This is a genomic window from Pseudoalteromonas sp. CST2 (genome assembly GCF_028599385.1).
GTDB classification, from domain to species: Bacteria; Pseudomonadota; Gammaproteobacteria; order Enterobacterales; family Alteromonadaceae; genus Pseudoalteromonas; species Pseudoalteromonas atlantica.
Window position 1 is genome coordinate 449,327 of record NZ_JAQREO010000002.1, and the last position, 25,639, is coordinate 474,965.

Genomic DNA, 25,639 nt, shown 5'->3' on the forward strand with positions numbered 1-25,639 from the left:
AACGTGTTTGTAGCTAGGAAAAAAGTTGGCTATTTAATTAATCTAATTGAGAGTTTTAACGCTTATAGCGACATGTTTAGCCGCGCAAAATGATTGAGTATTACGGATTGGTATTATCATGGCTTTTATAAAAAACATAGGTATAAAAAAAGGCGCCTTAAACAGCGCCTTTGGATTCAAGTATGTGTGCTTAAAACATATCTTGATAGGAGTTGGTTGTATTAAACGAAATTGCTTTATCAAAACCAGGAAGCTCTATTCCGTCTTCGCCAATTACAATGTCGTTATCGTCAATCGCGCCATCACCAAAACGATATACTAATTCGTACTTTCCAAGGTCAGCTTGCGCTTTATAGGTATTTTGCGCAGCAACAACGGATGTGTTTTTATCAGCGTAATCACTCATCGCTTTTTCGCCATGGCGCTTAGCAAGCATTTGTAGTGTTACTTTAGCGCTTAGTACAGTCGCTGTGGCGTTATTACCGCCAAAACCTTTTGAGTTTATAAAGGCTATGTCCATGTCGCCACAGTCGTAATGACTGTTACGTATATCTAAGTGATCTGCATAAACATCGTCGGCAACTTTATCTATGGTAGTAATACCCGGCATAATATTATGGCTAAATACACCCAGCGCAATAGCGAGCTGATCGCCACTGGCGGGGGCAATTGTATGCCCTACATAAGCTTTTGGCGCCGTCACTTTCCAGCTATCAATGGCAAACGTTTGTGCCACTTTATGGTAAATAAGTGACTCTGTTACTCTATTTTGCGGCGTGCTAGAACCATGCGCTAAAATAAAGCTGCGTTTTTGTAGTGCGTCTTTACCTAATAAGCTTGTTGCCAATGCCGCAGATTTAGCCATGGTAATGTAATTACCCGGTCCCGGTGAAGTGATCGATTTTTTAATGCCATCGGCATTTACAAATACATCCGGTACTGAACCCATAATGTCTGCACCTAGTTCAAGTGCTAATGCATCATCCATTAAAATAGTGACTTGTGCGCCTTCACCTAATGTAAAACCACAGTTTTCGCCAAATGGGCGGCTACTTTTACGGTAATTTGGCTCTTGTTCACTGCTTAAATTATCTAAACGGCGCAGACCTTCAACATTGGCAAGGGCGCTCATATTACCAAAGCCTTCTACTACTTCGGGAGTAATAGCGCATTCAACACTTGCTACCACCGCAACACGTGTGCGCCCTGCTTGAATATCGTTTACTGCAGCGCGTAAGTTATATAAAAATGTGGCACATGCACCCGAGGTAGAAAACGTAGTACCTACATTACCTGTAACGTAGGCGTTTATAAAATCAGTCGACATCGTGTTTAAGCCAAGTGCTAATTGCTTTGTACTAACACGATCGCCCTGCTGGCGTGCTTTAACTAAACCGCCTAATCCTTTGTCGTCCATTTGGCCAATAACCGAGGCTGAATAAGTACCAATTTTATCTGGCTCTACGCTATTCATTATGCGTTGCCAATCAAGACCAGTTGACTTAATAGCATCGTTTGCTGCAAATATAGTGGCTTGCAAACCACGTGGCTGGTAACGGCTGTTATACATTATTGATGGATCAAACCCGGTAGGAAACTGACCTGCCGATTTAATTGGGTTATCACGGGTAGAATCTAATTTTACATCTAGCTCTGCCGCTATAGTCACTTTTACTTTTTTGCCTTCAAGCTCTTGTACTTTCCAACTGGCAGGCACTGGGGTTGGTAAATCGCGTGCGCGCGTTTCAAACACAATTGCGTTTTCATCAGAGGACTTTAACGTCATCTTTTGCTGCCAAGGCGTGGCATCTGCATCAAAGTGCTCTTTTTCAATTTTACGAATAAGTGTGCCAGCAATAATTTGCTCACCAAAGCGTGCTTCTATGTCGCTTTGCTCAACATTATTACCGTTTGTGTCTTGTAATTGACCATCAACAACGCGTACTAAGTTCATTAATGTGGCGAGGCCTAAAAATGTTTCACTACGAGCTTGTGCGTTTAATGCGTCTAACACGATACGGCGGTAACCTTGATGAAAAGAAGTACGGCCCGCGGCGTTTATACCACCCATGCCTACTATTACGGGTAATGCTGTCATAATTAACCTTTAAAACGTGTTATAGGAGAAGCAAACAGTTTAATTGGATTAACCACAGCGCTTTGTGCTTTAATAGCCAAATATTCAGCATTAAAGGCCAAAAAGTACTGGTCGGAGCATTCACATGCATAAAAAATCAGTAAATCCAGCGTTAAATATTGCCATAGCGGTGTACCCACATTTACTTATTACCAGTTTAACACTGCCTATTGAAATGCTAAGAGCGGGTGAGGCTTATGCAAAAGGCCATTTAAGCCACACGGATTTTAGACCGCTTAGTATAAATTTAATTGCTAAAAATAATGAGCCAATACAAAACCGTACTGGGCTTGCCATAGTCCCCGACTGCACCACACACAACGCGCCCTACAACGACTTAATTATTGTACCCGGCATTTGGCGAAACCCTCGCCCTGTAGTACGTACTAATAAAGAAGTGGTGGAATGGCTACAAGAAAGCTTTGAAACCGGCAGTCATATAATTGGTGTAGGCACGGGTAATTGCTTAGTTGCAGAGGCAGGCTTACTTGATGGGCACCCTGCAACAACCCATTGGCATTACGCCAAACAATTTAGCCACGACTACCCATTAGTGCGCTTAAAGCCCGACTTTTTTATCACCCAGTCTGAGCGAATGTATACGGTGGCAAGTTTAAATGCCCTTGCCGATGTGATCGTTCATATTATTAGCCAATACTATGGCAAAGCCGCTGCGCAACATGTAGAGCGTAACTTTTCGCACGAAGTACGTAAACCATACGAAGATCAGCGCTACCTTGAAGGCGCAGTTGACCGCCATCCAGATGAACTCATAGCGCAAATTCAGTTTTGGCTTAAAACTAATTTAGCCAGCGAGTTAAACTTACAAGAAGTAGCCGCCCAATTTAGTTTGAGCTACCGTACATTTACCCGCCGCTTTAAGCTTGCGACTAATCAAAGCCCTATAGAGTATTGGCAACAATTACGGGTAGAAGGCGCTAAAGAGTTATTAGCTTCATCTAATTTAACGATTCAAGAAGTAGCACTTGAGGTCGGCTATAACGACCAAGGACATTTAACCCGCGTGTTTAAAAAAGTGCTTAGCCAAACGCCAAGCGAGTACAGAAAAGTAGTACGAAGAAAACTATTTGGCTAATACAAAGCTGCAATTAAGTGGCTTTTTTCCTTATATAAATTACACTATTAGCTAAAATCCTAGCTAGGTTATTGTATGAGCGATGAAATAAAACAGCACCTTTTTGAACAACAAAATAATGGCTCAGTGGACGAAAAGTTATTAAGGTTACTTTCGCTTGTGCGCAAACATCTTAAAATGGATGTGGCGTTTATATCAGAATTTACACAAACAGATCGGGTTTTTAAGGTGGTCGATAATCATACCGATAACCACTGCGTATCAGTAGGTAATTCAGATCCTATTTGTGAGACTTACTGTAAAAAAATTTCAGACAACGACCTTGAACCAATAATTCCTAACACACATAAACACCCTATTACTAAGACTATGCCGGTCACCAAAAAGTTAAATATAGGCGCTTACATAGGTGTGCCGATTGTTTTAGCATCAGGCAAAACGTACGGTACCTTTTGCTGTTATAAAACCACATTTGATGACAACTTAAATGATAGAGATCTGGCTTTTTTAAAACTAATTTCAGAGCTTGCTACCGAGCTCATTGAACAAAGATCACAATCAGACACCATAAGTAATGAGACAAAAATACTCATAGAAAATATTATAAAAACAAATGCCATCACTATTTATTTTCAGCCAATTTTTAACCTAGCGACGAATCGGCTATCGGGTTATGAATCGCTTTCACGCTTTTTTACTCAACCTTACAAAACCCCCGATGTATGGTTTAAAGATGCCGACAACTTAGGGCTAGGTGAAGCACTGGAAATTCTTGCTATACAAAACACCCTACATTGTATGGATGAACTTGCCCCACATGCCTACGTGACTATAAATACATCCCCTGCACATATATTATCGGGCTCAATTAATAATGTATTACAAAATGTTGATTGCACCCGCATTATATTAGAAGTCACAGAGCACTCGCCTATTTTAGATTACCAAGCTATGCGCGCGGCACTTGAGCCACTGAGAAATAAAGGCGTAAAATTAGCTATTGACGATGTAGGTGCTGGGTTTTCGTCTTTTCAGCACATACTGGAGCTAGAAGCCGATATTATAAAACTTGATATAAGCCTGACTGAAAATATAAATAATGACCAAAGAAAGTTTTTACTCGCAAAAGCATTATGTGGTTTTGCAAAAGCAATTAATTGTACGATTGTAGCTGAAGGCATCGAAAATAAAGAAGAGCTTCTCACATTGAGGCAGCTAAAAGTAGATAACGTCCAAGGCTACTTTATTGGTCGCCCTGCGCCTATTAACGAGGCAATAGAGTACCAAGCAGTCACGCTTTAGCTAATACACTCATATAATAACGCCACTAAATTAGTGGCGTTAAATCAGTGGCTTTCTGTGTCGTTAAAGTCTTTTCGGTAGTAGCGCTTTTGATAATTTTTTACTTTAGTGTGCACGCCTTTGCTTAAGCTTTTAAATTTTGCCTCCAGTACATCTACACCGTATAAAATACCAACCACCAGCACCGAAAGTTTAATAGCTGCACCTAAATTGTCGGTGGCTATCATTACGCCAATTGAGGCAAGCACCCAAATGGTTGCAGCTGAGGTAACCCCTACTACAGCGCCGTCTTTTGCAAGCATGACACCTGCACCTAAAAAGCCAATACCTGTAATTATTTGCCCCACTACACGCGAATGATCAATTACATCGCCTTGTAAGTTAAACGCGGTTGATAAAAACAAATACGTGCCCAGCGTTATTAAAGCTGAGGTACGAATACCCACAGGTTTACCGCGCAATTGCCGTTCTAAGCCAATTATGGCACCGCAAAAAGCGGCGGTACCAATGGCCGCCCACGAATAAGGGGCTACATCAATTAAATCTAAAAAAGTCACTCTTTACTTAAAACCTATTAATTATTAGCAATGGCCACCGCGGTTCTTAGCCGTTGGCCACCAAATGCTGACATTTTACTAAAATCACTGCGCGCTATAGGCACGTACTGGCAATCTATAGCGAGTTGTTTATCGCTTCCTGGTTCGCAAAACGGGTCATGAACATACACGCAGTGCTCATCAAGGTGGGTAACGCACACCCAATGAGGTGATTTTTTACCATCAAACCGGTATGTGCTAATTAGTAACAGCACACTAAAGCCTTGGCTTAACCACTGTTCAATATGCTCAAGCTCTACATCTTTATAGCTAAGTGGTATATTTGCCTGCGCTATACCCTCTACAAATTGTTGGTGTACTGTTGAAAGCACCACTTTTTTATTTTCATTACGTACGCCATCTAAAAACAACGGCTCTGTGGTATTTACCATTACCTCGCTTTTAAAGCCGCGTTTATTAGCCGCCAGCGCTAAACCAAATGGATGGCAACCACCGTGGCCCGATGTCATAAAAATGGTGGTGCCTTCGCGCCAAAGTGCCAACTCATGTGTTTGGCTTAGCTTAGTTGTTGGCTTAAGTGCCCCCATCGCCATTAATAACGCCGCAGGCCCACAGGTAAACTCGGTAGTTTGTTGGTACCACGGCGTTAACCGCGCTACTTTTAGCTCACTCGTTTGGCGAATATTTTTTTGCATTCGCAGTGCATCACTATGATCGTCATAATAATCACTATATAGACCAAACACTCTGTAACCCAAGCTTTTGTAGAGCCCTATCGCACTTTCGTTATTTACCGCCACTTCTAAACGTAAGTAAAGTCGCCCACGCTCGCTGGTTTGTTTCTCAAGCTCAGCTAATAGCATTTTGGCAATGCCTTTACCTTGCATTATTGGTTTTACAGCAAGCGAATATAAACGCGCCAAACGCGTGCCTTTATGGCACCACACCAGCCCATAGCCGCATACTTGCTCGCCATTATCGGCAACGAGCAAAATACCGTGCTTAGCATTTAACCAGCGCTTTAAGCTACGCGGGCTCAATTTATCGTTATTAAAGCAAGTATTTTCAACGTCAATCAATGCGTTTAAATCACTGCTAAGTGCCTGTCGAATAACAAGGTTACGCATGTTATTACCCACGGCCTCGCGCTTCTAAACGTTGTTTAAATTCGTCCATAATGATCATGTATAGCTCGTCGCCTAAATAGCCATCTTCTACTTTGTGATCAATACTTGGATTGTCATTTACTTCAAGCACATATGCTTTGCCCTGATGCTCTTTAACATCTACGCCATATAAGCCTTTGCCCACAGTTTTACATGCTTTTAAAGCGGCATCTAACACGGCTTTTGGTAACTCAAAGGTAGGTAGCGTTTCAAAGCCACCAGAGAAAAACCGTTTAGCATCGTGATTATAAATTTGCCAATGATTACGCGCCATTAAGTAGCGGCACGCATAAATAGCGCGGCCATTTAATACCCCTACTCGCCAATCGTATTCTGTGTACATGTATTCTTGTGCAAGTACCAATGCGCTATATTCAAACAACTCGGTTAGTTTAGCTTCAAGCTCACTGCGGTTTGCAACTTTAAACACCCCTTTTGAGAACGACCCTTCAGGCATTTTTAAAACCAGCGGATAGGTAAACGCCTCTTCTAGTTGCTCAAACGTTTGCGCTGATTGATCAGCCACTACCACCGTTTTTAAGCTCGGCACTTTTTGATAATTAAACGCATCGTGTAAATACACTTTATTACAACAACGTAAAATAGACTCAGCATCGTCAATAACCACTAAACCAAGGCTTTGCGCTTTACTTGCAAGGCGATACGTTGGGTGGTCAATCGCTGTAGTTTGGCGAATAAATAACGCATCAAACTGGGCAATGTTGTCTATTTCTTCAAAGCTTAATGCTTGAGCATTAATACCATGCTTAGCCGCTGCTTTTATAAAGCGGGCTATGGCGTCTTTATCGCTCGGTGGTACTTTTTCGTTATGATCAACAAGGATTGCCATGTCCCATCTAAAACGGCGCTGCACAGTACCAATGCGCCATTGGGTTTGAGTAAACGTATTTAGTTTTGCTACAAAATTGCTGTATTGCTCATCGTTTAAAGTGCTAAGCGAACCTTGCTGTAACAAGCCTTGTTCATCTACATATAAAATAGGCGCTGGGTATTGCTTAAATACCGATTTAGCCGCTTTGCTTTGTAGCTCGTTTAAGGCATTACCAAAGTAAATTTCGCCATCAATCGAGCCAATATTTAACATAGGAGCTTGACCGCTTCGAAGCGCGTTTATTGTTTTAACACTGGGTAACACCTGGTGTTTGCGGGCCTCTGCAAGCAAAGAGCAATAGTAACCCTTACTCAAGTATTGGCTTGAGTCGCATAAATTAATAATGCGGGTTTTAGGTTCATTATGTTTTGGGTAATCACGTAAGTAACTATTAAACGAAATCACATTGTCGAACGATTGAGCAAGTGTTTGCTCGTTGTTATCAACCACTATTAAGGTTTTAAACACGACTTTTCCTAGTTAAGTCAGAAATATAAAAAGCATGCCTAATAAAATACTCAGCACTATAAATAGAAACACCCATCGTACTAAGTGGGCATTGCGCGTATCACTTAATACGATGGGTGCTTTAACAAATACCTACTGTAAGTGTTAGCGCTTAAATTGCTTAAGCGACATCTGCTTTATATGCCCTTTTTAAAAACCACACAAACGAGATATTTTTAGCGTGAAGATAAAAAATATTGATTAACTATATTTTCCTATTAATGCAGATTAAAATACGCAAAATTACTACTTTATGAGCGTTATAAATGTCACATCCTGCCTGCCCACAGTGCAAATCTGAATATGTTTACGAAGACCAGCAACTGCTTATATGCCCTGAATGCGCCTACGAATGGAACCCAAACAGTACAAACAATGAAGACGCAATTTTAGTTAAAGATGCCAATGGCACTATGCTAAGTGATGGCGATAAAGTAACCGTAGCCAAAGATTTAAAAATTAAAGGCAGCTCACAAGTTATTAAAATTGGCACAAAAGCAGTCGTAAGGCGTGTGCTTGATAAAAAAGATCACGAGCTAGATTGCAAAGTAGATGGTATTGGCGAAATGATGGTAACAGCAAAGTTTGTGAAAAAGGCTAATTCGTAGGTCGGATAAATGGCGAAGCCATGCCATCCGACAATTAATTTATAGATAGGTATCATCATAACTGCTATTACCTCCCCTGCAGTCCACCTCAGGGCGTGTTGCTAGGAATACCTATCGACTAACTCTGCAACAAATGGCCATGAGTGTTTACACAAATCGACATCTCGATCTCTGGATGGTGATTTTTGACCATGCATTAAGTTGCATCGAACTTGATAGATAACCATTAAAATTGATTTTAATTTAGAGACAGCGCAATCAGTAGAATTAAAAATATCAATGTCTGTTTGGCTACTTTTGCCGTTACCCCGCATATCTATTACAGGGCGAGTCATAAAATATGTTATTTCTATTTGATGAATGTCAAGTAACTCTTGAGCTACTTTGAGATCTACATTCGTATCAATAAAACTCTTAATAGAATCAACTTCTGTTTTTGAACTCGAATTACTATAAAGGCTATTGAATCCCATCCAGCAATTACTTAAGCAATCGATAGGGTCGTTTTGATTTAACCCACGTTCTAACCACTCTATAGATTTCACCTAGACTCCATGTATGCCTATCGCTTCAAGCAGCAAACACTCGTTAGCACGTCGTGCTACGAAATGGTGTTGCGCCTTAGATTTGTTAAGAGTTGAATTATGCTAGCAATCATATTTGTCTTTGATATAAGCATGATAATAACGGCCTACTGAATTTGCATTTATGAATTCTTGAAACACATGCTCAGGCACACGACAGTAATTGTAATACGGATCACTATCTTCAAAATCGATGTACATTCGACTTATGGATGCGTCATAGCCAATCTTTCTTATGGCTGATGACCTTACATTTATCCAATTGATCATGTTCACTCCTTTGGACTTTTAACGCCGTTTTAAGCGGCAAATTGCAGTTGGCTAAAGTAAGTGAAGCACGAACAAAAAGCCAACGGTTATCTGTCCGAGTTTACGACTTGGTTAACTTTACCAACTCTTAAAAGGAATTTTTGAATGCTTAATGTTCACCCCCTTAAATCCATTGGACTCCAGAAGCATCGAAATCGAGCTAACACAACTGTGTGCGCTTGGATTTGGACCAATAATCACCTCTGCAATAGCATCCTTAGAGAATGTTAAAATGGGTAAACTTAGGTAAGGGATCAGATGGCTCCCGCCTACCCTAAATAAAACCCCATCGTCTGGATTTTCGGAAATAATTCTCCACTCAGATTCCTCATGAAATCCATTATTTTTAAATCTAGGTGCTAGTTTGGTAAGCCCATCACAAAGGTTCTTTAAGGCTAAGTCTGCTTGTACCTTTCTTTCACCTTTTGTCACGTACTGATGATAATTCAACTCATGATTTACTCTAGATTTAGTTTCAAATTTATCATAATCACTTCGAGTGACCGATGGCATAGGAAATTCATTTTTGCATCGGTTTAATAGTTGTAATACCTCTTTCTTTTGCTCTTCTTCGCTGTAAATACACTTACTTAAATATAGATTCTTGGTACGGCAAAAATCTTCTAAAATGTCACGCTTGAAGCCAATACAAACCCCTCGGCCTGGTGGGCAATAGCCACGCCACTGGCTTAATAAATCAGACTTTTCACTAAAAGATGACACATAAACATCATTATGTGTCATTTCATCTAAGGCTTTACGAATAGAGAATCCGAATGGAGATAAATAGTCATCTTCCATATAAATGTTAGTTGATACATTAATCGGAAATTCAAGAGCATGTATATACTCTAATGAGTCGTTTAAGTACTTACAGTGACTAGCCCAAATACTTTTACTATTAATAACTCCAAGCAATCCTTCAAGGCTAGTGTAGTGATACAGCATTGAACCTCCTGTAAAGTTAACCGCTTATTGAACACCATTTTAATGATTTATAGCACCCCAAAACGGCGTATATTACTTACCTCAATAATTCCACTTAATAACTTTAATGTAAACAGGTAATTAGCTTGTGTATTAGAATTGGTTCTGAGGTTTTGCACCAAAACGACTTTTAATAGTGTTATTAAACAAAATTACCTTTGTCGGATGGCGCTTCGCTTATCCGACCTACATATAAAACTAGTGTTTTATAAAATTTCTACTACCTCGTATTCGTGGTTTTTGCCAGCAATGGTTAGGCTTACTTCATCATCAAGCTGTTTGCCTAAAAGTTGTTTACCCAGTGGTGCTTCGGGGGTAACAACTTGAATAGTTAGCCTTTTAACTTCAACCGTTAACCCGCCTGCGGCTGGGCCTAAATAAAACCATTTTTGTAGGGCGTTTTCATCTTCTAGGCAAACGAGTGAGCTTATAATCACTTTATTGTGAGTGGGCTCTTTAAAAATGGCTTCAAATTGTTTAATGCTTTTGTAGCAATCGTTTACACGCTCGGCTTGGCCTTGTGCTAAATAAGCGGCCTCGAGTCCTAGGGTATCGTACTGCGTTTCTGCAACGCTTTCTTCGTGAGTGGCGGCGTCGTGCGCGGCTTTTGCTGCTTGTTTTGCACTGTTTAATTGTGCTTCGAGTGCAAATTTAAGGTGTTCAATTACGTGGGCTTTGTTCATGAGGGAGCGCTAAAAACCAATGCTGTAAACTATGTGGTTAATTTTACCGTTATAAGGCGCTTAAAACCATTATTTTAAGCGCCTGTGTTTTAATGCAGATTTTTAAAAGCATTTATTGCTAGGGCATATCGAGCAACGCTTGCGTTTCTGCATCTTGTTTTTCTTCGTAATTTTCAGCACTTAACCCTAATAGCTCGGGTAACGTGGCGGCAATACAAATAGATGAGAACGTACCTACTACAATACCGGTAAATAGCGCGATGGCAAAGCCTTGTAATGGCGCGCCCGCGAGAAGCCAAACACTTGCAACTGTAGCAAGCGTGGTGCCCGATGTAATAAGCGTACGTGTTAAGGTGCTTTTTATGGCGTTGTTAATAATACTTGCGAGGCTAAGCGCATTATTAGATTTAACACGTAAAAGCTCGCGTACTCTATCGCCTACTATTATAGAGTCGTTAAGTGAATAACCTATAATGGCAAGCAAACTGGCAAGTACGGTTAAATTAAACTCGATACTTAATAGCGAAAATAGCCCCAGTACCAGTAATAAATCATGCACTAGCGCAACCACAGAGCCAGCAGCTAAACGCCATTCAAACCGCACCGCTAAATAAAGCATTACTGCAACCATGGCTGAAAATAGCGCTAAACAACCTTGTTCAAACAGTTCATCACCCACTTGCGAGCCAATATACGCTGATGATAAAACCTCGGCGTTAATATCGGCATTTTGTGTAATGGCGCTTTGCCAATCACTACTATTTGCTGTTGAACCGCTGGGCGCTTCGCGTAGTTGAAAGTGATTATTACCTTGTGCGGTTAGTTCAAACTCGCCATTGTGATTTTTAGTAATAAATTGCTCAAGTTGTTTTAGCTCAACACCTTGGCTGGTGGTAAATTCTGTTAGGTAACCACCGGTAAAGTCGAGCCCAAAATTAAGCCCTTTTTGACTAAGCGTAAATACCGATAGCAGTACTAGTATGGCGCTCAAAAGCATGCCCGAAAAACGCAGACGTGTACCCGCATCGCCCTTTAAAAAAGTGTTAAGCATGTGCATTTACTCCTGCTTTTTTAGCCATTTTTAAATATACCGTTTGGCTTAGTACTTTTGATACGTACACGCCAGTAAATACCGAGGTTATTAAGCCAAGTGCCAATGTTATGGCAAAACCTTTAACCGGGCCGTAACCTATTCCATATAATATAAGCGCGGTGATCATGGTGGTTATATTGGCATCAAATATGGTGTTAGCGGCTTGCTTGTAACCTTCTTGAATAGCTTGATAAGCAGAGCGCCCTTTTCTACGCTCTTCTTTTATTCGCTCAAATATAATAACGTTGGTATCTACCGCCATACCAATGGTGAGTACCAGCCCGGCAATGCCCGGAAGTGTTAACACAACCCCTGGTAATAACGACATTAGCCCCACAAGCGACGTTAAATTTAATAACAGCGCTACGTTTGCAATAAGCCCTAAACGGCGATACCACATTGCCATAAAGGCAAGTGTAATACCCATGCCCAGCATCAATGCGGCCAAGCCGTTAGTTATATTTTCTTGACCTAGGCTTGGGCCAATTGTTTGCTCGTGCACAATAGTAACCGGTGCAGTTAGCGAGCCTGCGCGTAATAATAGTGCTAAATCGGCCGCTGCTTGTTGGCTTTTCATATTAGTAATACTAAAACGTGAACTTAAATGCTGCGCAATATTCGCTACATTTATAACTTCGCTTTTTTTAACCGTTTCACCTTTAGCGTTTTGAGAGTACTCAGAGTAAACCGTGGCCATAGGCTTACCAATATTTGCTTTTGAAAACGCTGACATGGCATCGCCGCCTTGCCCATCAAGGCTAAGTTGCACAAGGGGTTTACCCCAGTCATCACGCCCTATGGTGGCGTTATTAATATGCTCACCGGTAAAAATTGGCACTGGGTCAAGTTTGATGGTCCCGCCCGATTGCATATCAAATGTTTGCCCACCGATTTCTTTTAACTGATAAAACCCAAGTGATGCAGTTGCGCCTATAATGCGCTTTGCCTCTGTGGGGTCTTGCACGCCAGGTAGCTCTATGCGTATACGGTTTTTACCTTGGCGCTGAGTAACGGCTTCGGTAATGCCTAATTCTTCTATGCGTGAGCGAAGCGTTGTGAGCGTTTGGCTCATAACTTCTTTATCAAAGTTGCTTCGCCCTTGCTCTGAATAGGTGAATTTTGCATTTTTAATATCACCATTACTGGTTGTTGAAACTGCTAAATTAGCAAAGCGACTTTGTAGCTCATTGATTACCGGGGTAAGCTTTTTCGCTCCATTTGGGTGTGCATTTATTTCAAAGCCGTGCCCTGTTTGCAGCACTTTAAGGCCGTGCGCTTTTTGCTTAATAATAATTGATTTTGCTTGTTGATACGCACTGACTAATTGCTCATCAATTGCTTTATCTAAATCTACGTCGAGTACAAATAACACACCGCCGTTTAAATCTAGTCCCAATTTGATTGGCGATAAACCAAACTCTTGCAGCCAAAGTGGGCTCGTTGCATGTTCTACAATTTTAACTTGCGTGTTTGGATACTGCGCCTTTATAGCCGCTTGCGCTTGTGCGCTTTTAGTTGGCTCGTTTAACAAAATATTTATAGATGTTTGATTATTTAGCCCTTGCTCAACTTTTAAACCTTGGTTATTTAAAAAAGTTACTAATGCATTAGTGCTTGGCACAGCTTGTGTTTCGCTATGAGGTGCATTGCTTACATGTAACCACGATTTATTAGGGTATAAGTTGGGTAATGCGCTAATGGCTAATAAAACCAGCACAATAAGCATGGCTATATAGCTTAATTTAAATTTAGCCATAAACGGCTTGTGATCTTTTTTTACACTTAACATGGTGTTTCCTTATTACCAGAACCGGTAACGTACTTTTTAAAAGCACAATTAATCTCAAGGCCTAAACGTAAAACGTTAAAACCTAATAAAAATTAAATAAGAAAATTAAGCGTGATAGGTGCTTGCAGCGGTATAGAGCAAATTAGCGTCTTTCCAGCCGCTGAGTCGCGACTTTTTGCTATGCGTTACAAGTGTATACCATGGCCGTTGGCCAATAAACGCGTTGGGGCTTAGGTATATTTCTCTAAAAAGGGTGTGTGCAAAAAATTCAAATACAACGTCGTATTCAGGCTCACTTTGCGCGACATGTAAAAATAACGAAGAATTACTAGCCGTTAACCTAGGTTGATGAGCGTCAAACCCTGTTTGATGAGTTTTTTTGTGCTCATTTCCCTTTACCGATTTTGATATAGGCAGCGTTTTAGCTAACTCAACGCTATCAGCAAACACACTCAATGAGGTGGTTACAGTGTTTAATTTATGTGTCGCGCACTGCGCACTACTTTGAACACTAAAAAGCGCACAAAACAGTAAAAAAGCAGATATAAACACACGAACGTTAAACATGGTTGCGTCAAACTAAAATAAGGGACGCGTAGTATATATGGGCAAGTATTTAAAATACAATGCATATTAATTAAGTATTTATTTGACTGAGATCCGTAATGCGCTCTAAACACAGTACTATAAAACGCGCCGATGCAATGACCTTAAAACAAAGCATTAAAACGCTGTGGCCATACATTACTAAATTTAAAGGGCGCGTACTTTTAGCCCTTTTAGCGCTTATAGGAGCTAAAGGCGCGACTCTTTTAATGCCTTGGGCATTAAAAGAAATTATCGACTCGGTTGATAAATCAATCAATCCAGTTTTAGTTATCCCTGCATTACTATTGCTTTTGTATGGTGGGCTTAGGTTTGCCAGCGTGTTTTTAGGCGAAGTAAGAGATGCGGTGTTCTCTCGTGTGACAGAGCACGCGATGCGCGATATTGGGTTAAAAGTATTTAAACATTTACACTCGCTAGAGCTTGCTTTTCATCTCGATAGGCAAACAGGTGGAATAAGCCGTGATATAGAGCGTGGTACTAGTGGTCTGAGCTTTTTAATGCGTTTTTTAATGTTTAATATTGTCCCCACCCTTTTTGAAATACTGACCGTTGCTATTATTTTTGGCTCGCTATTTTCTATTTGGTTTGCGTTAATAACTTTATTAGCGGTTGCTATTTATATTACCTTTACTGTAACAGTAACGCAGTGGCGAAACCGTTTTATACGCGAGGCAAACGCCGCCGATAACCTTAGTAACACGCGCGCCATAGACAGCCTGCTTAACTATGAAACTGTAAAATATTTTAATAACGAAGAATTTGAAGCTAAAACATACGACTCTTTTTTAGCAAATTGGGAAACCGCCCGTTTAAAAAATAGAATGTCATTGCTTGCGCTTAATTCAGGCCAAGCGTTGATAATTGCAAGCGCTATTACAGCGCTAATGTGGTTAGGTGCCAAAGAAGTGGTAACGGGCGCTCTAACAATTGGCGAACTTGTAATGATAAACGCCTACATGATCCAATTATTTTTACCGCTTAACTTTTTAGGATTTGTTTATCGAGAAATAAGGCGCGCCCTAACCGATTTAGAAAACATGCTGGGCTTACTTAATAAAAAACCACAGGTAACGCAGCGCCCCCATGCTCAACACCTTTGTGTTAGCAAAGGCAATATAGCCTTTAATAATGTCAGTTTTAGTTACGATGCCAGCCGCCCTATTCTTAGTAATATTAGCTTTAAAGTTAAAGCAGGCAGTAAGGTTGCCGTTGTAGGTGCAAGTGGTGCAGGTAAGAGCTCTTTGGCGCGGTTACTTTACCGCTTTTACGATATTAGCGCGGGCAGTATAACCATAGATAACCAAGCTATAGACTCCGTCACCCTCGATAGCCTGCGTAAAGCCATTGCTATAGTGCCACAAGACACAGTGCTATTTAACACCAGCATACGCGAAAACATCGCCTATGGCAGACCCACAGCAAGCGATAGTGAAATAGATAAAGCAATAGAAATGGCCCATTTAAAGGACTTTATTTCAACTTTAGCGCAAGGCGATAAAACGTTAGTGGGCGAGCGCGGTTTAAAAGTATCTGGCGGCGAAAAACAACGTATTGCCATTGCACGTGCAATTTTAAAGCAATCTCCTATTTTAATTTTTGATGAGGCGACCTCGGCACTCGACTCGCACGCGGAGCAAGCCATTTTAAAGGCAATGCGCGATGTAACTCAAAACCACACCAGTATTGTGATTGCACACCGGCTATCAACTATAGTTGATGCCGATAACATATTAGTATTTAAAAAGGGCGAACTGGTTGAGCAAGGCACACATTCAGCGCTTTTATTACAAAATGGTCAATACGCTCAAATGTGGCAATTACAACAGCAAGATGATTAATTAACGCCATTTACTGGCGATACTGCGGCTTTACCTTTAGAATACGGCCTTGCAATTTTATTCAATAATTTACATATATTAAGGCGAAACGCAGATGGGAAGAGCTTACCAAAACAAAAAAGATTCAATGGCTAAAACTGCGGGTGCTAAAACTAAAGTTTATTCTAAGTACGGTAAAGAAATATACATTTGCGCTAAAAATGGTGGCGTAGATCCAGATGGTAACCTTGCGCTGCGCCGTTTAATCGAGCGCGCTAAAAAAGACCAGGTACCCGCACACGTTATTGAGCGCGCAATAGACAAAGCCAAAGGCGGTGGCGGTGAAGATTACGCAGCCACACGTTATGAGGGTTACGGCCCTGGTAACTGTATGATTATTGTTGACTGTTTAACCGACAACAACAAACGTACGTTTGCTGATGTACGTATTTGTTTTACCAAAGCAAACGCTAAAATAGGCGCACAAAATTCGGTATCACATTTATTTGATCACCTCGCTATTTTTGTTTTTGACGGCGATGACGATGAAGCTGTACTAGAAGCCCTTATGATGGCCGATGTTGATGTAACAGATGTAGAAGTAGAAAACGGTAAAGTGACGGTTTTTGCGCCACATACAGAATACAACAACACCCGTACAGCGCTTGAAGAGATGGGTATTACAGATTTTGACGTAGATTTAATCTCGTTTGTACCACAAGTTGAAGCCCCTATTGAAGGTGAAGACGTAGAAGTAATGGAGCGCTTTTTAGCCATGCTTGAAGATTGTGACGACGTGCAAAACGTTTACCATAACGCGCAATTTTAAACTTTACTAAACGTATTTACTTTAAGCCAACAGCGATGTTGGCTTTTTTATTTTAAAAGGCTTGTGAAAATTTATGAATACCCTTGCAGAGCTTAAGTCTGGTAGGTTGAATGGTGTTACTCGCTTACAACTCGTAGAAGGCTTAACTGAGTTTCCTTTAGAAATTTTAACCCTTACAGATACCTTAGAAGTACTCGATTTATCAAACAATAATCTCACTACACTGCCAGATGAGTTTGCATGCTTAACAAAGCTTAAGCGGGTGTTCTTATCGTTTAACCAATTTAAACATATACCTAAAGTACTCGCTAAGTGCCCTGCTTTAATTATGGTTGCATTTAAAGGCAATCAAATAACAGAGTTTGCACTAAACAGCTTACCTAAAAATATTGAATGGTTAATACTTACCGATAACAAATTAAGCGCATTGCCAAGTGACTTTGGTAATTACACACAGCTTAAAAAGCTCGCCCTTGCAGGAAATAACCTAAAACAACTACCCGCGAGTATGGCCTCTTGTACTAATTTAGAGCTAGTTAGGCTCTCTGCTAATAACCTAACAAAACTTGATAATTGGCTATTAGAACTCCCCAAACTTGCTTGGCTTGCCTTTGCGGGTAATGCATTTAATAAAGCTCAGTGCTTAACTAACAGTCGTTTACAAAACACGCCACTTGAAAATTTTGAGCTTAAAAAAGTAATTGGCCAAGGTGCATCGGGCGTTATTCATTTAGCTAAAACAGCACAGCACGATGTGGCGGTAAAATTATTTAAAGGGGCAATAACAAGCGATGGCTACCCACTTGATGAAGTAAACTGCTGTTTACAAGCAGGCTATCATAAAAACTTAATTAACGTATTAAGCTACATAGAGCAAAGCACACAGCTTGGTTTAGTTATGGAGCTAATAGATACACGCTTTACTAATTTAGGTTTGCCGCCAAGTTTAGAAACCTGTACGCGCGATACCTTTAATACACACTGTCACTATTCGCCTGAGGCAATTTATAAAGTTGCCCAGCAAATGATAAGCACCCTTGCCCACTTACATGCTAACAACGTAAGTCATGGCGATATTTACGCCCATAACACCATGATCAACGAGCAATACGATGTTTTATTTGGTGATTTTGGTGCAGCAACAAATTTAGCCATGCTTAGCGAATATCAGCAACAGCAAATACAGTTAGTAGAAGTACGTGCTTTTGGTTGCTTAATTGAGGACTTGCTAAGCACTGTTAGCACTGCAGATAAGCAAAGCGAACTGTTTAATAAAATGTCCGATATAGCAGCGCGTGCTATAAATACGGATATTGCATCGCGGCCTAGTTTTAAAGAGCTAAGCGCTTTATTAAACGAGCGGGTATAAATCAATCAAAATAAAAAAGCCTGCATAATGCAGGCTTGGTTGGATAAAGCTAAACTTTTACAGGGTCAATTATAAGTACTGACCTAATGCTTTAACTTGGTCTAACATGCGGTTTGAGAAACCCCACTCGTTGTCGTACCAAGCCATTACTTTAACTAATTTGCCATCAGCTTTAGTTTGCGTTGCATCAAAAATTGATGACGCAGGGTTGTGATTAAAATCAATAGAGACAAGCGGAAGCTCGTTGTACTCTAAAATTTCTTTCATTGAACCCGTTGCTGCGGCTTTCATTACTTCGTTGATTTCTTCAGCTGTTGTTTCGCGCTTAGTAATAAACGTAAAATCAACTAGAGAAACATTGATAGTAGGTACACGTACCGACATACCGTCTAATTTACCCGCAAGCTCAGGAAGTACTAAGCCAACAGCTGCAGCAGCACCTGTTTTAGTTGGGATCATAGACTGTGTTGCACTACGTGCACGGTATAGATCTGGGTGATAAACGTCAGATAAGTTTTGATCGTTTGTATAAGCATGAATTGTAGTCATGCTACCTTGCTCAATACCTACTGTGTCGTTAATTGCTTTTGCAATTGGCGCTAAACAGTTAGTCGTACATGATGCGTTAGAGATAATGTTGCTATCAGCGTTAATTACATCGCTGTTAACGCCGTGTACTACCGTTGCATCTAAATCTTTACCAGGAGCAGACACAATTACTTTTTTAGCACCTGCTGTAATGTGCTTAGCTGCGTCTTCACGCTTAGTGAAAAAACCAGTACATTCTAAAACGATATCTACGTTTAACTCTTTCCACGGTAAGTTTGCAGGGTCACGCTCTTGAGTCAAAGTAATTACGTCATCACCAATCAGCATAGTGTTATCTGATAACGTTACTTTTTGAGAAAATTGACCGTGAACTGAGTCAAATTGTGTTAAATGCGCATTTACGTTAGCCGGTGCTAAATCGTTAATTGCTACAATTTTAATTTCACTGTTTTGTGCTGACTCGTAAAGTGCACGTAATACGTTGCGACCGATACGGCCATAGCCATTAATTGCTACATTAATCATTTTTAGACTCCTATTTAACTTCACTTGCTTGTCGAGCAAGCGCTTCAATGGCTTGCCAGTCTTTGTTTTCAATTAGTTGCTTATCTAGCATCCACGTACCACCAACACAAATAACGTTATTAAGCGCTAAGTAATTAGGGGCTGTTGCTAGGCTAATACCACCGGTTGGGCAAAAAGTAATGTGCGGCAATGGCCCGCCAATCGACTTAAGCATTGCCGTTCCACCTGCAGCCTCTGCAGGGAAGAATTTTAAGTACTTAAAGCCATGGCTTGCTAACTGCATTACTTCGCTTGCAGTTGCTGCACCCGGTAAAAAAGGGATGTCTGAATCTTTAGCTAATGCTAATAATTCATCACTTACACCTGGGCTTACCATAAAATCAGCGCCTGCTTCTACTGAAGCATCAAAGCTAGCTTTATCAACCACTGTACCTGTACCAACGTAAGCTTCTGGAACTTCTGCTTTCATTAGTTTTACAGCTTCCACTGCAACAGGCGTGCGTAGCGTAATTTCAAGGGCTTTTAAGCCACCGTTGTATAACGCTCTAGCGAGTGGTGCTGCATCTTCTAGTTTTTCGATTACAACCACTGGCACCACAGGTGCCGACGCTAAGATTTTTTCAATACTCATTACTTGTTCCTCATTACCCAGTGTGTGGCAATTATTATTCAAGTCCAAAAGCACTCGCACCTAAATCGGCGCTGCTTACAATATTTCTAAATCCAGTAAATAACTCTCGGCCGGTACCAAAGGTTAAGCTTGGTTGGCTAAGTTGTAGTTCACGCTTAGCAAGCTCTTCGTCGCTAACATGTACTTTTAATATTCCGTTTGGCGCATCCAGTGTTACTAAATCGCCCTCAAGAATTTTTGCAATAATGCCACCTTCAACAGCTTCTGGCGCTAAGTGAATAGCAGCAGGCACTTTACCTGATGCGCCCGACATACGGCCATCAGTCACAATGGCTACTTTAAAGCCTTCGTCTTGAAGTGTTGCCATTACTGGCGTTAATTTATGCAGCTCTGGCATACCTTTCGCTTTAGGGCCTTGCTCTTTAAGCACGGCAATAAAGTCTTGGTTTAACTCGCCACGGCTGTATGCCTCTTGCAGTTCGCCTTGTGAGCTAAATACTTTAGCTGGGGCTGTTACTACTTGGTGCTCAGTGGCTACAGCAGACACTTTAATGACTGCTTTACCTAGGTTACCCGTAAGTAGTTGTAGGCCACCTTGCTTGCTAAATGGATTGCTAATTGGACGCAGTACTTCTTCATCGAGTGAGTTTTCTGGGCAATCTACCCATTTCACTTTTGAAGGGCCTGTTGAGTTGCTCATAATTAAGCTGTCGTCTTTATCTAAACGCGGCTCCATCATGTAAGGCGCTAAGCCTTCACCAAGCATTGTTTTAACATCAGTATGCAAGTATCCCGCACCGGCTAATTCACGCATTAAGAAACCCATACCGCCTGCGGCTTGGAAATGGTTTACATCAGCTGAGCCGTTAGGGTAAATACGCGTAAGTAGTGGTACAACTTCTGATAAATCAGACATGTCTTTCCACGTTACTTGAATACCCGCCGCTTTTGCGATAGCAACAATATGAATAGCGTGGTTAGTTGAGCCACCTGTAGATAGCAAGCCAACTAAACCATTAATAATGGTTTTTTCGCTGATTACATCTGCTAAACACGGGCTTTCTTTATCATCTGTAAGCTGCTTAAGCATGGTTTCTACAGCATTACCTGTTAAACCATCGCGAAGCTCAGTGTAAGGGTTAATAAACGAGCTACCTGGAAGGTGTAAGCCCATTATTTCCATTAACATTTGGTTTGAGTTAGCGGTACCGTAAAACGTACATGTACCTGCGCTGTGGTACGAGGCGCTTTCAGCTTCAAGTAAGTCTTCACGGCTTACTAAACCTTGTGCAAATTTTTGGCGAATACGTGCTTTTTCTTTGTTAGGAATACCAGATTGCATTGGCCCAGCAGGTAAAAAGAATACCGGTAAGTGACCAAAAGATAAGGCACCAATTAATAAACCTGGGACAATTTTGTCACATACGCCTAAACAAAAAACGCCGTCAAATACGTCATGCGATAGTGATACCGCAGTAGACATAGCAATTACGTCGCGAGAAAAAAGCGATAATTCCATGCCGTCACGCCCTTGCGTAACGCCATCACACATTGCTGGTACACCGCCTGCAACTTGGGCAGTGGCGTCGTACTTAGTAGCAAGGTCTTTAATTAAATCTGGGAAATCTTTGTATGGCACATGGGCCGAAAGCATATCGTTATATGAGTTGATAATAGCAAGATTTGGCTGCTCATCAGCCTTTAAGCGCGCTTTGTCGTCGCTGCTACACGCAGCCATAACGTGAGCGATGTTTCCGCAGCCTAGCCCGGCACGGACTCTTGTTTGTTTTTTTGCGTGCGAAATACGATCTAAATAATCTTGACGGGTTTGTTTACTGCGTTCAATAACGCGTTGGGTGACTTCTTCAATGCGAGGGTGCAACATAATTTAGCTCATCTCTATTAGTTAGAGGAAAAAGGCTCAGTAGCAATTACAGACTCCACGTAAATAACTGCACTGAGCATCTTTGATTTACCCGTTCAAAGGTACGCTACCAGGGAGCCTCTCACAACAACCCTGACACCGGTGTCACTGTATTAACGCATAGCATTGACACCGGTGTCAACCCTGAGTAACAAAAATAGTGTAAAATTTTAACGTGACCAATTAATGACCATGCTAATTTTAGTTTATTTGCTAAAATCCGCACAAAAAAAACCCGAATAAGCGTCACTCAAATTCGGGTTACTGTGAAAAACAAAAAAGGGGGTTATTTTATTGCAGCAGTAGACTCGCGGGTAATTAAGCGTGATTCTAGCGTTACCTGATACGGCTGCTCTTGTGGCTGCGAAATATGCGATATAAGCTGCGTAACAGCTTGTTTAGTCATTTCTTCTACAGGTTGTGCAATAGTCGTTAAGCCCGGCCATATATGGCGTGCAATTGGTGCATTATCAAACCCTGCAATAGAGATATCATCGGGTACGCGTAATTGGCGCTGTGTGGCAAGTTTTAATACCGCCGCCGCCATGTAATCGTTTGATGCAAATACCGCGGTAGGACGTGGCGATAAATCTAAAATACTGCGCGCACTGTCTACACCTGAGTGATAACTAAAGTTACCCTCTTCTACTAAGCGCTCGTCAAATTCTATACCGTGGCTTGCCAACGCTCGTCTGTAACCTTTAAAGCGCTGTTGCGTAGCACTGTGATCAGGGTGGCCTTTAATAAAAGCAATCGACTTATGACCAAGCGAAATTAAGTGCTCGGTTATTTCATAAGCGCCCTGTTCGTCATTACTGCGCACTGAAATTGAATCATCTTCTAGCAGTGCCGATGCAACCCGTGCGTAGGGTATTTTTTTAGCTTTTAAAAAATTAGCAAGTTTTTCAAAATCACCAAATGGCGGGGTAAGTACTACGCCGTCTAAACGCGAGGTTTGTAATAACTGCTCTATATCGTTAATTAAATCATCGCCACGTAATTCGCACGGGTGTATTAGTAAGTTGTAGTTATTTTCTTTACAGGCAGCAAGCGCACCCGTTTGTACGCGTGTTATATAACTTTTACTGGGGTTGTCATATAAGCAGCCAATAATAAAGCTGCGATTTTGCGCAAGTCCGCGTGCTATTGGGTTAGGCGTGTAATCAAGCTCTTTAAATACTTTAAGTACTTTTTCGCGCGTAGCTGCACTCACGTTAGGCTCATTATTTAAAACCCGCGACACGGTTTTTTTAGAAACGCCTGCATGGCTTGCTACGCTATTTATGGTTACTTTTTTCATTTGTTCATTATCCAAATACAACCATTAAGCAAATTTACTTGCTGTTATATAAACACGCACCCGCCCCAATTAGCGGTATGTTATCTTGTGTTACTAAAGTAACTGGAATTTGCCCTGCATATTGCGACATAACACCTTTTTGCGAAAAACGCTCTACAAAACGGCTTTCAAGTAATCGCGTTTGCATACGCGGTAAAATACCGCCGCCTATAAATAGGCCACCTAATGCGCCGTATACTACCGCTAAATCGCCTGCCACACTGCCTATCCAGTCACAAAACTGATTAAGCGTTGCATCACACACTTCACACTCGCCACTGTTTGCAAGGCTACTAATTTGTGCCGCATCTAAATTTTTAGCTGTAACCCCTTTCACGGCTGCCATTGCTTTGTATAAATGGGCAATACCTGGGCCTGAAAAAACAGTCTCTATAGATACATGAGGGTGCTCTTTTCGAAGCTCGTTAATTAATAAAGCGTCTAGCTCGTTTACAGGAGCAAGCGACATATGCCCGCCCTCAGAGCTTAATACTGCAGTTGACTGCGCTGTACGCACTAAACAAGCAGCACCAAAGCCAGTACCTGGTCCCATAACACCAATATTTGCATTTGCATCGGCTTGACCGGGCTTAATAGTAATATTTTGCGTTGAGTCTAAATAAGGCGCTGCATAAGCAAACGCAGCAAAGTCATTAATTACTTCTAATTGTGTTAGATTAAAATGTGCTTTAAATTCACTAACACTAAAATGCCAACCCAAATTGGTTAAATGCACTTGGCCTGCTTTTATAGGGCCTGCAACAGCTAAACATGCCTGAGTTGGCGTAACATGGGGAATCGTTGTTAGGTATTGTTCAAGTGCGCTTTCTAAAGAGCCAAAATTAGCACTGGGAAATATGTTAATATGCTCAATAACAAATTGGTTAGTTTGCTCATTAAAGTCGGTAATTAATGCAAAGCGCGCATTGGTGCCACCAATATCGGCAACTAAGATAGGGTTAAACTGGGCAGAAGAATTTTGGCTCATGGTATTATCTCTTTTGTGTAAGCGGCTTATGCTTATTATTTTACAACGGCTATGCGTTGTTATTTATACACTTTGAGCTATCACCTCAAAGTAGCTATCACAGTAAAAAAGGCTGCTATATAAAATAGCAGCTAATACGTTTTGACAACAAAATGATAAAACATTGGCATTATGACACCGGTGTCAGGATTAGATCAATAATAAATCGCAAAAAGCTTGAAATAATTCACTAATAGTCGAAAATGACACAATTATTTAGCATTTAATTAAGTTGTAACAATGAAAGGTAAAGCCACCTCATTTGACATTGCCCATTATGCAGGGGTTTCACAATCAACTGTATCTCGCGCTTTACGTAACAGCCCCCTTGTTAATGAAGAAACACGCAAACGCGTCCACGACATAGCAAAACAACTTAACTATAAAGTTGATAAAAATGCCAGCAACTTGCGTACTCAGCAAAGTAGTACCCTTGCGCTATTGTTGTTTGAAGACCCAACATCAGATGAATCACAAATAAATCCATTCTTTTTATCAATGCTGGGCAGTATTACCCGTGCGTGTGCAAAAGAAGGTTACGACTTATTAGTGTCGTTTCAATCAGCTAGCGCCGATTGGCAAGCCGACTACGAAGACAGCCACAGAGCCGATGGTATTATTTTGCTCGGCTATGGTGATTACATAGACTTTCAGCCAAAATTTAAAACCTTGCTTGACCAAAACACTAAGTTTGTGTGCTGGGGCGCCACAGTAGATAACCGCCCAGATCTTACTGTATGCTGCGACAACTACGGCGGGGGCAAACTAGCAGCTGGCCATTTAATTGCCCATAGCCGCACCGATTGCGCGTTTATCGGTGATGCATCTGATCACAGCCCAGAATTTTTTGCCCGCTTTCAGGGGTTTAAAAATGAGCTACTTACTAATGGTATAACCATTAATGAGCGAAAAATGGCCAATGCTATTTCTACTGAAGAGTCTGGTTATCATGCTACGCGCTCACTTATTGCTAATAACATAAAATTTAACGCCTTATTTGCCGCTAGTGATTTAATTGCCATTGGTGCAATTCGCGCTTTAAAAGAAGCCAATATTAATGTTCCTAACGAAGTGGCCGTGGTCGGTTTTGATAACATAGCCATTGCAAGCTACATAAACCCACCGCTTACAACCATAGCGCAAGACACCACCGTCGCAGGGCAAATGTTAGTAGAGAACTTACTTAAATTAATACGTGAAGAAGAAGTGCAAAGCACCCTTTTACCACCGGTATTAATTGCCAGAGGGTCTAGTTAAGAATTTATCACTCCACTCCATTGTGCTTATTAAACATTAAACCCCCACTTAGT

23 protein-coding genes are annotated in these 25,639 nt (G+C 41.1%); 7 read left to right on the forward strand and 16 right to left on the reverse strand.

Annotated features, from left to right (window positions below; all coding sequences use genetic code 11):
- Window positions 1-190: 190 nt before the first annotated feature.
- Window positions 191-2,098: a beta-ketoacyl synthase gene (locus PSH41_RS04720; protein WP_273588184.1), complete on the reverse strand. Its 1,908-nt coding sequence runs from the start codon at window positions 2,096-2,098 to the stop codon at window positions 191-193.
- Window positions 2,099-2,222: 124 nt separating this feature from the next.
- Here PSH41_RS04720 and PSH41_RS04725 point away from each other — a divergent pair, with 124 nt between their 5' ends.
- Both PSH41_RS04725 and PSH41_RS04730 read left to right on the forward strand, forming a co-directional pair.
- Window positions 2,223-3,233: a GlxA family transcriptional regulator gene (locus tag PSH41_RS04725; protein WP_054982430.1), complete on the forward strand. Its 1,011-nt coding sequence runs from the start codon at window positions 2,223-2,225 to the stop codon at window positions 3,231-3,233.
- Window positions 3,234-3,308: 75 nt separating this feature from the next.
- The gene (locus tag PSH41_RS04730) at window positions 3,309-4,535 is read left to right on the forward strand and encodes a sensor domain-containing phosphodiesterase (RefSeq protein ID WP_273588183.1); all 1,227 of its coding nucleotides are present in this window, start codon (window positions 3,309-3,311) and stop codon (window positions 4,533-4,535) included.
- A gap of 44 nt (window positions 4,536-4,579) precedes the next feature.
- Here PSH41_RS04730 and PSH41_RS04735 read toward each other — a convergent pair whose 3' ends face one another.
- From PSH41_RS04735 to PSH41_RS04745, 3 genes are read right to left on the reverse strand one after another with little or no spacing between them, the layout of a single operon-like run.
- Entirely contained in the window at window positions 4,580-5,092 is a 513-nt protein-coding gene (locus tag PSH41_RS04735; protein WP_055253305.1) for an MgtC/SapB family protein, read from the reverse strand.
- 17 nt (window positions 5,093-5,109) lie between these two features.
- The gene (locus tag PSH41_RS04740; RefSeq protein WP_273588182.1) at window positions 5,110-6,219 is read right to left on the reverse strand and encodes a GNAT family N-acetyltransferase/peptidase C39 family protein; all 1,110 of its coding nucleotides are present in this window, start codon (window positions 6,217-6,219) and stop codon (window positions 5,110-5,112) included.
- A 4-nt stretch (window positions 6,220-6,223) separates the two neighbouring features.
- Window positions 6,224-7,618 carry a RimK family protein gene (locus PSH41_RS04745; protein WP_064385487.1) on the reverse strand — a complete coding sequence of 465 codons (1,395 nt, stop codon included), beginning with the start codon at window positions 7,616-7,618 and terminating at the stop codon, window positions 6,224-6,226.
- Between the two features lie 305 nt (window positions 7,619-7,923).
- Here PSH41_RS04745 and PSH41_RS04750 point away from each other — a divergent pair, with 305 nt between their 5' ends.
- Entirely contained in the window at window positions 7,924-8,265 is a 342-nt protein-coding gene (locus tag PSH41_RS04750) for a zinc ribbon domain-containing protein YjdM (protein WP_248530934.1), read from the forward strand.
- Between the two features lie 101 nt (window positions 8,266-8,366).
- Here the strand turns inward: PSH41_RS04750 and PSH41_RS04755 are convergent, their stop codons facing one another.
- The 7 genes from PSH41_RS04755 to PSH41_RS04780 form a co-directional block, all read right to left on the reverse strand.
- Window positions 8,367-8,810: a HEPN domain-containing protein gene (locus PSH41_RS04755; RefSeq protein ID WP_273588181.1), complete on the reverse strand. Its 444-nt coding sequence runs from the start codon at window positions 8,808-8,810 to the stop codon at window positions 8,367-8,369.
- A 102-nt stretch (window positions 8,811-8,912) separates the two neighbouring features.
- Window positions 8,913-9,119 carry a KTSC domain-containing protein gene (locus PSH41_RS20115; RefSeq protein ID WP_369128000.1) on the reverse strand — a complete coding sequence of 69 codons (207 nt, stop codon included), beginning with the start codon at window positions 9,117-9,119 and terminating at the stop codon, window positions 8,913-8,915.
- Window positions 9,120-9,236: 117 nt separating this feature from the next.
- On the reverse strand, window positions 9,237-10,106 hold the full coding sequence (locus PSH41_RS04760) for a DUF2971 domain-containing protein (RefSeq protein WP_273588180.1): 870 nt from the start codon (window positions 10,104-10,106) through the stop codon (window positions 9,237-9,239).
- Between the two features lie 245 nt (window positions 10,107-10,351).
- Entirely contained in the window at window positions 10,352-10,828 is a 477-nt protein-coding gene (locus PSH41_RS04765) for a GreA/GreB family elongation factor (RefSeq protein ID WP_273588179.1), read from the reverse strand.
- Window positions 10,829-10,946: 118 nt separating this feature from the next.
- Entirely contained in the window at window positions 10,947-11,879 is a 933-nt protein-coding gene (gene secF / locus PSH41_RS04770; RefSeq protein WP_273588178.1) for a protein translocase subunit SecF, read from the reverse strand.
- On the reverse strand, window positions 11,872-13,710 hold the full coding sequence (secD, locus tag PSH41_RS04775; protein WP_273588177.1) for a protein translocase subunit SecD: 1,839 nt from the start codon (window positions 13,708-13,710) through the stop codon (window positions 11,872-11,874). Before secD ends, secF begins: the two co-directional genes overlap by 8 nt.
- A 105-nt stretch (window positions 13,711-13,815) precedes the next feature.
- On the reverse strand, window positions 13,816-14,277 hold the full coding sequence (locus tag PSH41_RS04780; protein ID WP_273588176.1) for a hypothetical protein: 462 nt from the start codon (window positions 14,275-14,277) through the stop codon (window positions 13,816-13,818).
- A gap of 98 nt (window positions 14,278-14,375) precedes the next feature.
- Between PSH41_RS04780 and PSH41_RS04785 the strand changes: the two genes are divergently transcribed.
- From PSH41_RS04785 to PSH41_RS04795, 3 genes are all read left to right on the forward strand, one after another.
- The gene (locus PSH41_RS04785; RefSeq protein WP_273588175.1) at window positions 14,376-16,157 is read left to right on the forward strand and encodes an ABCB family ABC transporter ATP-binding protein/permease; all 1,782 of its coding nucleotides are present in this window, start codon (window positions 14,376-14,378) and stop codon (window positions 16,155-16,157) included.
- Between the two features lie 94 nt (window positions 16,158-16,251).
- On the forward strand, window positions 16,252-16,965 hold the full coding sequence (locus tag PSH41_RS04790) for a YebC/PmpR family DNA-binding transcriptional regulator (RefSeq protein ID WP_004587809.1): 714 nt from the start codon (window positions 16,252-16,254) through the stop codon (window positions 16,963-16,965).
- A gap of 73 nt (window positions 16,966-17,038) precedes the next feature.
- A complete protein-coding gene (locus tag PSH41_RS04795) occupies window positions 17,039-18,334 on the forward strand; it encodes a leucine-rich repeat-containing protein kinase family protein (RefSeq protein ID WP_273588174.1) in 1,296 nt (431 codons plus the stop codon).
- 69 nt (window positions 18,335-18,403) lie between these two features.
- Here the strand turns inward: PSH41_RS04795 and gap are convergent, their stop codons facing one another.
- The 5 genes from gap to glk all read right to left on the reverse strand — a co-directional run bounded on the left by gap (window position 18,404) and on the right by glk (window position 24,290).
- Entirely contained in the window at window positions 18,404-19,408 is a 1,005-nt protein-coding gene (gap, locus tag PSH41_RS04800; protein WP_029773117.1) for a type I glyceraldehyde-3-phosphate dehydrogenase, read from the reverse strand.
- Window positions 19,409-19,418: 10 nt separating this feature from the next.
- Window positions 19,419-20,039, reverse strand: coding sequence for a bifunctional 4-hydroxy-2-oxoglutarate aldolase/2-dehydro-3-deoxy-phosphogluconate aldolase (eda, locus tag PSH41_RS04805; RefSeq protein ID WP_004587806.1), 621 nt, complete (start codon window positions 20,037-20,039; stop codon window positions 19,419-19,421).
- 34 nt (window positions 20,040-20,073) lie between these two features.
- On the reverse strand, window positions 20,074-21,924 hold the full coding sequence (gene edd, locus PSH41_RS04810; protein WP_029773525.1) for a phosphogluconate dehydratase: 1,851 nt from the start codon (window positions 21,922-21,924) through the stop codon (window positions 20,074-20,076).
- Between the two features lie 325 nt (window positions 21,925-22,249).
- The gene (locus tag PSH41_RS04815) at window positions 22,250-23,263 is read right to left on the reverse strand and encodes a LacI family DNA-binding transcriptional regulator (protein WP_024034047.1); all 1,014 of its coding nucleotides are present in this window, start codon (window positions 23,261-23,263) and stop codon (window positions 22,250-22,252) included.
- A gap of 34 nt (window positions 23,264-23,297) precedes the next feature.
- Window positions 23,298-24,290 (reverse strand): glucokinase, encoded by a 993-nt coding sequence (gene glk / locus PSH41_RS04820; RefSeq protein WP_024034046.1) that lies wholly within the window; start codon window positions 24,288-24,290, stop codon window positions 23,298-23,300.
- A 279-nt stretch (window positions 24,291-24,569) separates the two neighbouring features.
- Here glk and PSH41_RS04825 point away from each other — a divergent pair, with 279 nt between their 5' ends.
- Window positions 24,570-25,586, forward strand: a complete 1,017-nt coding sequence (locus tag PSH41_RS04825; protein ID WP_273588173.1) for a LacI family DNA-binding transcriptional regulator — start codon at window positions 24,570-24,572, stop codon at window positions 25,584-25,586.
- The last annotated feature ends 53 nt before the right edge of the window (window positions 25,587-25,639 follow it).

Excerpts from the sequence above, each read along its gene's own strand:
- PSH41_RS04720 (WP_273588184.1), bottom strand. The coding sequence starts at position 2,098 with ATGACAGCATTACCCGTAATAGTAGGCATGGGTGGTATAAACGCCGCG.
- PSH41_RS04725 (WP_054982430.1), top strand. The coding sequence starts at position 2,223 with ATGCATAAAAAATCAGTAAATCCAGCGTTAAATATTGCCATAGCGGTG.
- PSH41_RS04730 (WP_273588183.1), top strand. The coding sequence starts at position 3,309 with ATGAGCGATGAAATAAAACAGCACCTTTTTGAACAACAAAATAATGGC.
- PSH41_RS04740 (WP_273588182.1), bottom strand. The coding sequence starts at position 6,219 with ATGCGTAACCTTGTTATTCGACAGGCACTTAGCAGTGATTTAAACGCA.
- PSH41_RS04750 (WP_248530934.1), top strand. The coding sequence starts at position 7,924 with ATGTCACATCCTGCCTGCCCACAGTGCAAATCTGAATATGTTTACGAA.
- PSH41_RS20115 (WP_369128000.1), bottom strand. The coding sequence starts at position 9,119 with ATGATCAATTGGATAAATGTAAGGTCATCAGCCATAAGAAAGATTGGC.
- PSH41_RS04760 (WP_273588180.1), bottom strand. The coding sequence starts at position 10,106 with ATGCTGTATCACTACACTAGCCTTGAAGGATTGCTTGGAGTTATTAAT.
- PSH41_RS04765 (WP_273588179.1), bottom strand. The coding sequence starts at position 10,828 with ATGAACAAAGCCCACGTAATTGAACACCTTAAATTTGCACTCGAAGCA.
- secF (WP_273588178.1), bottom strand. The coding sequence starts at position 11,879 with ATGCTTAACACTTTTTTAAAGGGCGATGCGGGTACACGTCTGCGTTTT.
- secD (WP_273588177.1), bottom strand. The coding sequence starts at position 13,710 with ATGTTAAGTGTAAAAAAAGATCACAAGCCGTTTATGGCTAAATTTAAA.
- PSH41_RS04780 (WP_273588176.1), bottom strand. The coding sequence starts at position 14,277 with ATGTTTAACGTTCGTGTGTTTATATCTGCTTTTTTACTGTTTTGTGCG.
- PSH41_RS04785 (WP_273588175.1), top strand. The coding sequence starts at position 14,376 with ATGCGCTCTAAACACAGTACTATAAAACGCGCCGATGCAATGACCTTA.
- PSH41_RS04790 (WP_004587809.1), top strand. The coding sequence starts at position 16,252 with ATGGGAAGAGCTTACCAAAACAAAAAAGATTCAATGGCTAAAACTGCG.
- PSH41_RS04795 (WP_273588174.1), top strand. The coding sequence starts at position 17,039 with ATGAATACCCTTGCAGAGCTTAAGTCTGGTAGGTTGAATGGTGTTACT.
- gap (WP_029773117.1), bottom strand. The coding sequence starts at position 19,408 with ATGATTAATGTAGCAATTAATGGCTATGGCCGTATCGGTCGCAACGTA.
- eda (WP_004587806.1), bottom strand. The coding sequence starts at position 20,039 with ATGAGTATTGAAAAAATCTTAGCGTCGGCACCTGTGGTGCCAGTGGTT.
- edd (WP_029773525.1), bottom strand. The coding sequence starts at position 21,924 with ATGTTGCACCCTCGCATTGAAGAAGTCACCCAACGCGTTATTGAACGC.
- PSH41_RS04815 (WP_024034047.1), bottom strand. The coding sequence starts at position 23,263 with ATGAAAAAAGTAACCATAAATAGCGTAGCAAGCCATGCAGGCGTTTCT.
- glk (WP_024034046.1), bottom strand. The coding sequence starts at position 24,290 with ATGAGCCAAAATTCTTCTGCCCAGTTTAACCCTATCTTAGTTGCCGAT.
- PSH41_RS04825 (WP_273588173.1), top strand. The coding sequence starts at position 24,570 with ATGAAAGGTAAAGCCACCTCATTTGACATTGCCCATTATGCAGGGGTT.